The sequence below is a fragment of the Pseudoalteromonas sp. MQS005 genome, from assembly GCF_001661605.1.
Classification (GTDB): Bacteria; Pseudomonadota; Gammaproteobacteria; order Enterobacterales; family Alteromonadaceae; genus Pseudoalteromonas; species Pseudoalteromonas tetraodonis.
Genome location: NZ_LYRQ01000036.1, coordinates 1 through 12522 on the forward strand (window position 1 = coordinate 1; position 12522 = coordinate 12522).

The window sequence follows — 12522 nt, forward strand, 5'->3', positions numbered from 1 at the left end:
GGTACTATAAATTTTAAAATATTGATAAAAAATATTCTTTCTCGAAACTCCTTTAAGTGAAGAAACAAGAGGAAATAAGAATTCCTTGCTATCTAGTATTTCTATTTTCCATTTAGCATCGCCAATAAAATGAAAAGTTAACGTGTTCGAGTTTTGAATATTATAATTTCGAAAAGATCCCGTTGAATACATGCTACCAATCGTAGCTGAATCAACAATATCAAGGTGCTCATTCAAGAGATGGATATGAAGCATATCCTCGTAAGGAGTGTCATCCGTCATAAAGACAAGGTATTTACAACCTGCTTTAATACAAAGTTCCAAATAAGTACCATCAACAACTTTACCTGTTTGCGTATTATTTAAAAAGATACAGCTCTGTTCTGGAGACTTAGGGATTGTCTTAAATACTTGGCTTTCAAGTATGATCATCTTTTTCACCTAGCTATTACTTTTGACAGGCCAATTCTCGCCCACCGCAGGCTATTGTGGTCCACACTAGTCGGTATTTATGTAGAGGTCGTTTGATTGGCACCTTTCACCTAGAACCTCGAACCTCGAACCTCGAACCTCGAAAATAAAATCACATCAACTTCCAAACCACAAACGCTACAGCAAAACCAGCCAAGTACACTAAACCTAACCACGTTAAGCTACGCAAAAGTAGACTGTGTTTAATCGCGGGCTCTGAGCGCACTAGGCTGAAGTTAAGCCATGCAAAAACCGGTGTGGTTACAAAAGCAAGTGTCATTGCAAAGGTAAGCATAGGGCCAAGGGCTGATTTAAAAAATAAAATAACCGCCATACCGGCCAATGCTTGCAGTATAAGCCACGTATTTAAGCTGTGTTTAGATTGCTTAAAACCAAGTAATTTGTGTGATTCGTTAAGTGTGCGGGCGTAACCGTCAAGTACGGTGAGAGTGGTGCCAAACATACACAAAAACGCGATGGCTGATACCAAGGGCCTTGCCCACTCGCCTATTGTTGATGCGTACATATCAATCAGCTGTTTAGCAAACGCTACACCACCGAGTTCTATATTACTGTTTTGCCCATATTGCACTAACGCACCTAAACTAAAAAATACCAGCGCAAGCCCGGCGGTTAACCAATAACCTAGATTAAAATCGAATAAGCCTTGGTTTTTAGTCACACTTTGCTGAGTTTGTTTTTCTTTAAGCCATAAAGAGCTTAGTGCCGATATTTCAATAGGCGCCGGCATCCAGCCCATTAAGGCAACCATAAAGCCTAACATGGCAAGTTCATATGGTGAGGGGCCAACGTAGTTTACAGGCGCTACTGGGCCGTTATTTATAGCAATAACCAATGCAGTGATGGTTGCTATAGTAAGTAGCCCCATAATAGCTTTTGCTACGTTATCGAGCGCTTTAAAATGCCCCAGTAATAATATAATTAAACACACGGCCAATATTACCCAACACAATAAGGTAACAGGAATGCTAATAGGTAATGCGTAGTGTAATAAGCTCGCCGTAAGCAACAATACACCTGCGGTATTTACCACAGCGGCAATAATATTGAGGGCAATAAAACTGTAAAAATAGCCAGGCCCTTGGTTTTTATACCCTTCGACTAAACTATTTTTAGTAGCGAGTGTGTACTCCATACCAAAACGAAAAAACGGGTACTTTAAAACGTTAACCACCACAATAAGCCAAAATAGCTGCCAGCCAAATAATGCGCCAGCTTGGGTCGATGCAACTAAGTGTGAGCCACCAATGGCAGCGGTGGCCATTAAAATACCCGGGCCGAGCGCCCCTAACCGAGACTTCCATGTGCTTTGTGTGTACTGCATTAACTTCTCAAATTTGGTGTGTTATGTGCTTTTATTATTAATTTTTATCATTAATAAACTGTGTGAGTGCATAACTTACCTAATTTACAGGCAATAAAAAAGAGCCCTTAGGCTCTTTTTAAAAATAACACATTGTTAGTTATTAATTTAAATCCATCTCTTGGATGATTTCGTGTGCTATTTCAGGTGTGGTACTTACAGGCTTTTCATGTAAGTTCGCTTTTATTTGCCCTTTACGATGCTTTAGTGCGGCATCGAGTTTTTTAGCTGCGCTGGAAATAGCAGGATACATAACTTCGTTTTCCCCTTTTACCGATATACGCGCACCTTCATAATTTGTGCTAATTTCTGCTTGGAACTTATGATGCTCTTTTGAAAGAATAATATCTAGAGATATCAATGATGGAAAATGGCTCGCGACTTTTGAGAACTTTTCGTTAATGTGTTCTTTAATAGAATCAGTAACGTCAACATGGTGACCAGAAAGATTAATTTTCATAGGGTATCCTTTTATTTGTTACCTCATAGTTAGTATTGGGGGCTAAACGAATTAACACAAGAGAAAAAATGAAAATTACGCAATTATTTATTACCCCACCTGATTTAGATCATTCATTTAGCATTAAGTATGCAAAAAGCCGCTTTGTAGCGGCCTTTAAAGGTGTTGATAATTTAATCAACCAATAAATTAATCGGTGTATGAACAACAATAATCTGCAAAATCACTTACTTTTACATGAAAGCTCACATTAGCATCAACGTTAAATGACTCGCCCGCGTTAAATGTTTGCCACTGTGTTTCACCAGGTAATAGTACATCCCACTGCCCTGCTAACAACTCCATACACTCTTTTTGGTTAGTATTAAACTCAAATTCACCGGGTTGCATAAAACCCAAGGTTTTCGCTTCACCATTTCCTAAAAGCACAGTTCGGCTTGATACTTTGCCATCAAAATATACATTGGCTTTTTTAACCACACTAACGTTATCGAACTTTGGCATGTTAACTCCTGTTATTAATTTATAATTTTGTTACCTCCACAGTGCCTGATACACAAAAACCTTGCAAGTTAAGTGCTGTGAAAATTACTCATTTAGAAGCCAAAAGATTAAAAATGAAAGACTTTATGGGAAATAGGTTGTGAGCAACGGGCTAAACTTTTGAACAGGTCTTTTAATGATTTTTGTACAAAGAGGACTATGAGACGCTACGCTTTAGAGGAAGTAATCAAACAGCAGAATTGACTTTGAAATTTGGGTTTTGTATTACCTCACTTGCTTCTCTGTGTTCAAATAAATTTTTAATAATTTGTGCACAAAGAGGGCGATGAGACGCTATGCTTTAGAGAAGTGATAAAAGTACAGCTCATAAAAAAGCCCGCCCTGTTTACACAGCGCGGGCTTTTAAAACACTAAAGTAATTAATTAAAACAATGCGTTTGCTTTGTTAACTACATTTTCTACCGTAAAGCCGAAGAACTCAAATAGCTCGTTTGCCGGTGCCGACTCACCAAAGGTGGTCATACCAACTACGGCGCCATTTAGACCTACATACTTGTACCAGTAATCAGCAATACCCGCTTCAATCGCTACGCGACGTGAAACGCTTGCTGGTAATACACTTTCTTTGTACTCAGGCGATTGGTCTTCAAACGCATCAGTACATGGCATAGATACAACACGTACCTTTTTACCCTGCGCACGTAGCTCTTTCGCAGAGTCTTGCGCTAGCTGTACTTCAGAACCCGTTGCAATCAAAATAAGCTCTGGATTGCCGTCACAACTTAAGATGTAACCACCCTTTTTAACGTCGCTTAATTGCTGGGCATCACGAGCTTGCTGCTCTAAGCCTTGGCGAGTAAAGATTAATGATGTAGGACCGTCTTTACGTTCAATAGCTTGTTGCCATGCAATTGCTGACTCAACTTGGTCACATGGGCGCCAGTTGTATAGGTTAGGCGTTAAACGCATGCTCGCAATTTGCTCAACTGGTTGGTGAGTTGGACCATCTTCACCTAAACCGATTGAATCGTGCGTGTATACAAAAATGCTTGGTTGCTTCATTAATGCAGCCATACGTACCGCGTTGCGTGCGTATTCCATAAACATTAAGAACGTTGCACCGTAAGGAATAAAGCCTTTATGCAGTGCAATACCGTTCATAATGGCCGACATACCAAACTCACGTACACCGTAGTAAATGTAGTTACCACTTGCATCATCAGCAGTTAAGCCTTTAGAGCCATCCCAAATTGTTAAGTTTGAACCCGCTAAATCGGCAGAACCACCCATAAATTCAGGTAGTAACGGGCCAAACGCATTTAATGCATTTTGCGACGCTTTACGTGATGCTGGGTTTGCTGGGTTTGCTTGCAGCTCTTCAATGTACGCTTGTGATTTTTCAGCCCAGTCAGCTGGTAATTCTGAATGTGTACGGCGTTTGTATTCTGCTGCTAGCTCTGGGTATGCTTTTTCATATGCGGCAAATTTTTCGTCCCAGCTTGCTTCAAGCTGTTGGCCTTTTTCTTTGTTATCCCACTGTGCATAAATATCTTCAGGGATTTCAAATGCATCGCCCGTCCAACCTAAAAACTCGCGAGACGCTTTAATTTCGTCATCACCTAGTGGTGCACCGTGACAATCGTGGCTACCTGATTTATTAGGTGAGCCGTAACCAATAATAGTTTTACAACAAATTAGTGTTGGCTTATCAGTCACGCTTTTAGCTTCTGCAATTGCTGCACTTACTGCATCGCTATCATGGCCATCAACGTCACTAATTACATGCCAGCCGTATGCTTTAAAACGTGCTGGGGTATCATCACTAAACCAACCTTCAACTTCACCGTCGATTGAAATGCCGTTGTCATCCCAAAATGCCACTAACTTGCCTAGGCCTAATGTACCGGCTAGTGAGCATGCTTCATGAGAAATGCCTTCCATTAAACAGCCATCACCCATAAACGCATACGTGTGGTGATCAACAATGTCGTGGCCTTCACGGTTAAACTGCGCTGCTAATGCTTTTTCAGCAATCGCCATACCTACCGCATTTGTGATCCCTTGACCTAATGGGCCCGTAGTGGTCTCAATTCCTGGCGCGTATCCATATTCTGGATGGCCTGGTGTTTTAGAATGCATTTGGCGGAAGTTTTTAATTTCGTCCAGTGGCAAGTCATAACCACTTAAATGCAGTAGAGAATAAATTAGCATTGAACCGTGACCATTTGAGAGTATAAATCGATCTCGGTCAGCCCACTCTGGATTTGTTGGGTTATGTTTTAGATAATCGCGCCATAATACTTCTGCGATATCAGCCATGCCCATAGGGGCTCCAGGGTGACCAGATTTGGCCTTTTGTACTGCGTCCATTGACAAGACGCGAATAGCATTTGCAAGTTCTTTGCGAGATGGCATGAATTCTCCTACCTTTATATGTATTTGCGCGGGTATTTATTTATCCCCATTCTTACTTATTGTGGGGGCTGTGTGCAATTAAAAACCCATAAAAATAGGGCATTATGAATATTTTTTAAGAACCATTTACTATTAGATATTTTATTTAGACGTCTAGGCGTAAAAAAACTATGCAAGTTCATTTGTTTTAGATAAAATACGCGCCTTAATTTTTTAGCGCTAATACCGACGTTTGTGAAGCGCAATATTTGTGAGCATAATTACAATGGCAAAACATTTATTTACTTCTGAATCTGTTTCTGAAGGTCATCCGGATAAAATCGCCGATCAAATTTCTGATGCGGTACTTGATGCTATCCTAGAGCAAGACTCTCATGCCCGTGTAGCGTGTGAAACTTACGTTAAAACCGGTATGGTTATGGTTGGTGGTGAAATCACGACTAGCGCATGGGTTGATATCGAAGAAATTACACGTAAAACAGTACGTGAAATTGGTTACACACACTCAGATATGGGCTTTGATGCCGATTCGTGTGCAATTTTAAACACGATTGGTAAACAGTCTCCTGACATTAACCAAGGTGTTGACCGTACAAGCCCTGAAGAGCAAGGCGCTGGCGACCAAGGCCTAATGTTTGGTTACGCATGTAACGAAACTGAAGTATTAATGCCTGCTCCAATTACTTATTCTCACCGTTTAGTACAACGCCAAGCACAAGTACGTAAAAGCGGCGAGCTTAACTGGTTGCGTCCAGATGCAAAATCACAGGTTACGTTTGCATACGAAAATGGCAAGCCAGTAGGCATTGATGCCGTTGTACTTTCTACTCAGCACAGCGAAGATGTATCGCAAAGTGATTTAGTAGAAGCGGTAATGGAAACGATTATTAAGCCAGTACTTCCTGCTGAGCTGATTACTAGTGCCACTAAATTCTTTATTAACCCAACTGGCCGTTTTGTAATTGGTGGACCAATGGGTGACTGTGGTTTAACTGGTCGTAAAATCATTGTAGATACTTACGGTGGCATGGCTCGTCACGGTGGTGGTGCTTTCTCTGGTAAAGATCCATCAAAAGTTGACCGCTCAGCGGCTTATGCTGCACGTTATGTTGCTAAAAACATTGTTGCTGCTGGCCTTGCTGACAAGTGTGAACTTCAGGTGTCTTATGCTATTGGTGTTGCAGAGCCAACATCTATCAGTGTTGAAACATTTGGCACAGGTAAATTAGAAGAAGCGCGTTTAATCGAACTTATTCGTGAACACTTTGACTTACGCCCTTACGGCCTGATTCAAATGCTTGATCTTGAGCGCCCTATTTATCTTCCAACAGCGGCTTACGGCCACTTTGGCCGTGATGAATTCCCATGGGAACGCACAGATAAAGCAGACGCACTTCGCGCAGCAGCTGGCCTGTAAGCCACCTAGCTAATATTAAAACGGCCCTTTTTAGGGCCGTTTTGCTATGTGTATTAAGTTAGTCATAAAACAGTCTCGAACTGTTTAACATTTTAGGTATATACTCTGCTTATACAATAAAGCGTGTTAGGGATAAAAAATGGCCGACAATTTTCGTGTTATATTTGTAGGACTTGCAGAAGGCGCAGACAGCCAAGCAGTGACCAATGCACTGACAGAAAAACTAAAAACCTCACCTGAAAAGGTGGCGGCATTTTTTAATGGCAAGCCGCTGTTTGCTCCTAGCAACAAAGAGAAAGCCCTTAAGCAAGCTAAGTTACTTTCAACGCTGGGGATCAAAAGCAAACTTCAGCAAACAGCCCCTACACAAGCTACTTCTCAAAAAGCGCACGACAGCCAGCGAGATCAGCGCTTATTTGATGCCCTAGATTACATTACTAGTAGCTTAATTCGTCTTGAAGAGAAACTTGAGGATCTTGAGCAACGTCTCCCCGAGGTTGAGTTATCACTGCCTGATGAAAATGACGAACCATGGGAAGATGACGATTTAATGCTAGATGAGCCACTCTCTACTACGCCCAAAAAACGCAGTAACCTTGTTTTATATTCGCTGATTTCTACAGCCGTAATATTACTTATTGTGCTTGCTGTGTACTTATTATTTCCTAATTTATTCTCTTTTTAATTACGGTTTAGTTATTTAATGAGTAATAATCGCGCACAAATAAGACACGATATTCGTAAAGCACGTAATAACCTATCAAAAAACCAGCAAGAAATAGCGGCCCACTCGCTTAAAGTGAATTTTATTCAATATTTAAAAAGCATGAACTCGGCCAAAAAAAGCCATATCGCGCTTTATTTAAACAATGATGGCGAATTAGATACCTCATTGTTAATTAATGAATTATGGAGCATTGAACAGCATGTTTACTTACCTGTAATTCACCCTTTCAACGGGGCTAATTTACTATTTCAACGATATGAAAAAAACTCACCCATGAGAGCAAACCGCTATGGTATCTTGGAGCCTAAGCTGAACTGCTCTCAAATATGCCCATTGCCAGCGCTTGATTATCTACTTATGCCACTTGTTGCATTTGATAAATTTGGTAATCGCCTTGGAATGGGGGGTGGGTTTTACGATAGAACCTTGGCACGTTTACACGAAGAAAACTGGCAGCAACCACAACTTATTGGCCTAGCACACGAATGCCAACAAGTGGATAAGCTCCCAATTGAATCGTGGGATGTGCCTCTTAAAACTATTATTACACCCAATAAAACCTACTGTTGGTAACAATAAATCTTGTAAACTAACAGTCTATTTTTGACATAAATGAGCACATAGCAATGACACAAGATGAATTAAAAAAAGCAGCTGCATGGGCTGCACTGGAGTTTGTAAAAGAAAACACCATAGTGGGTGTTGGTACAGGCTCAACCGTTAATCATTTTATTGATGCTTTAGGCACAGTAAAAGACACCATTGTTGGTGCAGTATCTAGTTCAGAAGCGTCTACAGCACGTTTAAAAGAACTTGGTATAGAAGTATTTGAGCTAAATGATGTTGATGCTCTGGATGTATACGTTGATGGCGCAGATGAAATTAACGCTCTAAACGAAATGATTAAAGGCGGTGGTGCAGCGCTCACCCGTGAAAAAATAGTAGCGGCAGTGGCTAAACAGTTTGTGTGTATTGTTGATGACACCAAACTAGTCGATACCTTAGGGGATTTCCCGCTGCCAGTTGAAGTTATTCCGATGGCGCGCAGCTATGTTGCCCGCGAATTATTAAAACTTGGCGGTGACCCTGTGTATCGCCAAGGTGTTGTAACCGATAACGGCAACGTTATTTTAGATGTACATAATTTAAAAATTACCCATGCTAAACAGCTTGAAACACAAATAAATCAAATTGTTGGCGTAGTCACCAACGGCCTATTTGCAGAGCGCGGTGCTGATAAAGTGATTATCGGCACAAAAAATGGGCCACAAATTAAATAGGATATGGTTATGAGTAAGGTATCGTTAGCAAAAGACAAAATTAAAATTCTCTTGCTTGAAGGTGTTCATCAAAGCGCTGTTGAAACGCTAAAACGTAACGGTTATAGCAATATCGACTACGTTAAAACATCGCTACCTGAGGACGAGCTTATTGAGCGCATTAAAGATGTGCACTTTGTCGGGCTGCGTTCTCGTACTCATATTAATGAATCGGTATTAAATGCAGCTGAAAAACTAGTTGCTATCGGTTGTTTTTGTATTGGTACCAACCAAGTAGATTTAAATGCAGCACGTGAACGCGGTATTGCAGTATTTAATGCCCCGTTTTCAAATACTCGCTCTGTAGCTGAGCTTGTACTAGGTGAAATACTGCTTTTATTACGTGGTATTCCACAGCGAAATGCAGCTGCGCACCGTGGTGGCTGGTTAAAAACAGCCAATGGCTCGTTTGAAGCGCGCGGTAAAACCTTAGGTATTATTGGCTACGGTCACATTGGTACTCAGTTGGGCATTATGGCTGAAAATATTGGTATGAACGTGGAGTATTACGACATTGAAGACAAACTGTCTTTAGGTAATGCAACACAAGTACATAACTTAACGCAGCTATTGCAACGCGCTGATATTATTAGCTTGCACGTACCTGAAACACCGCAAACTAAAAACCTGATTGGCACGGCTGAATTGGCGGTAATGAAGCAAGGCTCTATTTTAATTAACGCTTCACGTGGTACTGTCGTTGATATTGACGCCCTAGCAGAAGCGCTAACAGACAAAAAACTCAGCGGCGCAGCAATTGACGTATTCCCAGTTGAACCAAAATCTAACGATGAAGAATTTATATCGCCACTGCGTGAATTCGACAACGTTATTTTAACGCCGCATATAGGTGGTTCTACTCAAGAAGCACAAGAGAACATTGGTATTGAAGTAGCGGGTAAACTCGCTAAGTACTCAGATAACGGCTCAACTATTACCGCAGTTAACTTCCCTGAAGTATCATTGCCAGAGCTTGCTAATCGCAGCCGCTTGTTACACGTGCATCACAACCGCCCTGGCGTGCTAACGCAAATTAACCAAGCGTTTGCTCAGCACGGTATTAACATTGCCGCACAGTACTTACAAACCGATGAAGCAATTGGTTACGTGGTTATTGATGTAGACACCGATCACTCAGAAGTCGCACTTAAAGAGCTCAGTGCGGTTGAAGGTACAATTAGAGCGCGTATTCTTCACTAACTATCAGCTAAAATAATAAAAGCCGTACTTGAATAATCAAGTACGGCTTTTTTGTTTTAAATTGAATCCTGACGGCTTATAACTTACCGCTGTTATTTGCCTTTAACCTCTAAATTTATAAACTTAACCAGCTCTTCGGGTTGTCCTGCTAACATCATTAGTTGCTGATTCACTTCCATCATAGTTTTACCTTCAGGCAGTTTTGCTGACACACTAAACGAATTTAGTCCTTTAGCAAAATCAGTTAACGCCTTGGCTATTTCTTCGGTCACAGGTGCTTGTTGAAGCTGTTGATCAAGCATTGTTTGCATTTGCTCTAACGTCATACCTTGCTTTGCCAACTCGCTTTCTAATAAGCCTTTAAGATCACCTTGGTTATTAACAACTAAGCTAACATTACGTGGCTCTAGCTTACTCATTGCTTGCATAATCATTGTTTGCTGCTGTAACTCTTGCTCATAAGTAAGTGGCGTAGTGCCTGCAGCTTGTTGAGCCTTACTGATTTCAAGTGAAGCGTCCATAAGCGCTTTAGAATTAGCAAGCCCCATGTCCATATCAATACTGGCAATATCATTAGCTTGCAGCTTAACAACAATATCACTGTTACCTGATTGCTCATCGTAATCTAATGAAGAGTGTAAATCATAACTGGCTGAGGCAAGTTGTGTATTTGTATCTGCAGGCAGTGTATCGACAAAGCTTTTATCAAATTGAAAGTTTTTTAACGTAAAAGCAGTATGTGGCGATATTTTATCGGTTTCGTAGCCTGTCACTTCAACATGCTCAACCGTGGCAATTTTATCGCCCTCAGGGCTAGTCACTTCAATATTACTAATGGCAACACTGTTTGAAATAACACTCGCCGATAGCTCTGCGTAGTTAAAACTAGCACCTGTTTGTTCGCTGACCAAGGCCAACTGTTTATCAACCTCAGCACGTACCTCTTGTGTTGCAACATAGTTTGCATAGCTTACGCCACCCACACCTGCAGCAATAATCGCGGCTGCAATCACTAATTTTTTCATGTCATTTCCTTATTAAACTCTTTATATAAGTGGCTTTAAGCAAGACTAACATTGAGAACATGCATCGTTAAGCACTTTTTTGTTTGCTAGTTAATTAAACTCAGTAGCTCGTGCACTGTTTTAACTGGCGTTATTTTAGCACCCAGCCCTTCCATCGATTTATGGTAGTTACGAAATGGGATAAATATTTCAGTAAACCCATGTTGCGCCGCTTCTTTAACACGGGGTACACCACTGTCGATTGGACGCACATCACCGTTTAAACTTAGCTCCCCCATAATACAGGTGGTTCGAGGTACAACAAACTCGTTCAAACTACTTAAAAGTGCAGTAACAAGCGCTAAATCAATACAGGTTTCTGATTCATCAATTTTTAGACCACCCACAATATTAAAAAACGTATCGTGAAATATTTTAGTTTTAGTGTGTTTACGTAAAATACCAGTGAGCATTTTAATCCGGTTCATATTTAAACCAACACATACTCGCTGTGGAAATTCTGCTTCTGTTTCAGTGGTTAAACATTGAATTTCGAGTAGTAAATTACGATTACCTTTACGAATACAGGTAATCGTCGACCCCGGTGATTCAGTGGTTGAACCGGATAAGAAAATTTCGCTGGGGTTATCCACACTGAGCATACCGCGTTCACACATTTTAAAAATGCCCACAGTATCTATATCACCAAAGCGATTTTTATTAGCACGCAGCGTACGCACTTGACCATCGTTGGTATCAATATGTAACAGTGCATCAACAATATGCACTAATGTTTGCGGGCCAGCTATTTCATTATTTTTATTTACGTGAGCAATAATGAACATAGTGACATCGTTTTGCTTACAATATTGGGTTAGCGCTTGAGCGGCACTTTTTACTTGCGAGGGTGAGCCAGGGCTACCATTAGCGGTGTCGGTGACCACGGCTTGAATAGAGTCGATAACGGCAAACTTAATTTTGTTTTTATCCAGCTCTTCAATAATGGTTTCAACACTGGTTTCAGAAAGTAAATAGAGCTCATCTTCGTTATAGTTAAGTTTTAAACGGTTTACTCGGTTTTTAAACTGCGACAAAGACTCCTCAGCAGTACAATAAAGCGATGGCATGCGCTGAGACATTCTTGCCACTAAATCCGATAGTAGCGTGGTTTTACCCGCCCCCGGATCGCCAGAAATAATATTAACCGAGCCGGTGGTTACACCGCCGCTTAGTACACGGTCAAGTTCGCCAATTTCAGTAAGCTGTTTTTCTGCCTCTGAGGTTGCTACTTCATTAATTTTTTTAGAGCCACCGCCAATACCACCGGCGTAGCCACCGACACTTGCACGAGCTGCTACTTTTTTGCTTTGCCCTGCAGAAGGTTTAAACTCTGCTAATGTGTTCCACGCACCGCAGCGACACTGACCTTGCCAGCGTTGATAGTTCATGCCACATTCTGTACAAACAAACTCTACTTTTGCCGCTTTAGCCATTTAAAACCTTACCTACTATTCTTTATTTTGAAATATTGACTGTTAAGCGCTTATTTTGCCATTGCTGGCTTTACCTTAGCAACAACGCCTTGTGGAATAGCGCATTTAGTATCACACTCACACTATAC

Annotated in this window: 12 protein-coding genes; 5 read left to right on the plus strand and 7 right to left on the minus strand. The window is 41.0% G+C overall.

The features are described 5' to 3' along the window. The 5 genes from A9479_RS12965 to tkt all read right to left on the minus strand — a co-directional run. Window positions 1-432, minus strand: a 432-nt coding sequence (locus tag A9479_RS12965) for a hypothetical protein (RefSeq protein WP_064663605.1), incomplete at its 3' end; no start/stop codon positions are given. A 151-nt stretch (window positions 433-583) separates the two neighbouring features. Beyond that, window positions 584-1816, minus strand: coding sequence for an NRAMP family divalent metal transporter (locus A9479_RS12970; RefSeq protein ID WP_064663606.1), 1233 nt, complete (start codon window positions 1814-1816; stop codon window positions 584-586). Window positions 1817-1958: 142 nt separating this feature from the next. Continuing rightward, window positions 1959-2315 carry a ribosome-associated translation inhibitor RaiA gene (raiA, locus tag A9479_RS12975; protein WP_013465684.1) on the minus strand — a complete coding sequence of 119 codons (357 nt, stop codon included), beginning with the start codon at window positions 2313-2315 and terminating at the stop codon, window positions 1959-1961. 189 nt (window positions 2316-2504) lie between these two features. Then, complete coding sequence (locus A9479_RS12980; protein WP_058155157.1) at window positions 2505-2819, minus strand: pyrimidine/purine nucleoside phosphorylase; 315 nt, start codon at window positions 2817-2819, stop codon at window positions 2505-2507. Between the two features lie 423 nt (window positions 2820-3242). Beyond that, window positions 3243-5234: a transketolase gene (gene tkt / locus A9479_RS12985; protein ID WP_028833925.1), complete on the minus strand. Its 1992-nt coding sequence runs from the start codon at window positions 5232-5234 to the stop codon at window positions 3243-3245. A 265-nt stretch (window positions 5235-5499) separates the two neighbouring features. Between tkt and metK the strand changes: the two genes are divergently transcribed. The 5 genes from metK (at window position 5500) to serA (ending at window position 9897) form a co-directional block, all read left to right on the plus strand. After that, the gene (gene metK / locus A9479_RS12990) at window positions 5500-6651 is read left to right on the plus strand and encodes a methionine adenosyltransferase (protein ID WP_010387726.1); all 1152 of its coding nucleotides are present in this window, start codon (window positions 5500-5502) and stop codon (window positions 6649-6651) included. Between the two features lie 139 nt (window positions 6652-6790). Then, the gene (locus A9479_RS12995) at window positions 6791-7336 is read left to right on the plus strand and encodes a hypothetical protein (protein WP_064663607.1); all 546 of its coding nucleotides are present in this window, start codon (window positions 6791-6793) and stop codon (window positions 7334-7336) included. 18 nt (window positions 7337-7354) lie between these two features. Then, window positions 7355-7951, plus strand: coding sequence for a 5-formyltetrahydrofolate cyclo-ligase (locus tag A9479_RS13000; RefSeq protein ID WP_064663608.1), 597 nt, complete (start codon window positions 7355-7357; stop codon window positions 7949-7951). Window positions 7952-8004: 53 nt separating this feature from the next. Beyond that, complete coding sequence (gene rpiA, locus A9479_RS13005) at window positions 8005-8658, plus strand: ribose-5-phosphate isomerase RpiA (protein ID WP_013465690.1); 654 nt, start codon at window positions 8005-8007, stop codon at window positions 8656-8658. Window positions 8659-8667: 9 nt separating this feature from the next. Beyond that, window positions 8668-9897, plus strand: a complete 1230-nt coding sequence (serA, locus tag A9479_RS13010) for a phosphoglycerate dehydrogenase (RefSeq protein ID WP_064663609.1) — start codon at window positions 8668-8670, stop codon at window positions 9895-9897. Between the two features lie 92 nt (window positions 9898-9989). Here serA and A9479_RS13015 read toward each other — a convergent pair whose 3' ends face one another. Then, window positions 9990-10922 (minus strand): hypothetical protein, encoded by a 933-nt coding sequence (locus tag A9479_RS13015; protein ID WP_028833920.1) that lies wholly within the window; start codon window positions 10920-10922, stop codon window positions 9990-9992. A gap of 86 nt (window positions 10923-11008) precedes the next feature. Beyond that, window positions 11009-12394 carry a DNA repair protein RadA gene (gene radA / locus A9479_RS13020; protein ID WP_013465693.1) on the minus strand — a complete coding sequence of 462 codons (1386 nt, stop codon included), beginning with the start codon at window positions 12392-12394 and terminating at the stop codon, window positions 11009-11011. Between the last annotated feature and the right edge of the window lie 128 nt (window positions 12395-12522).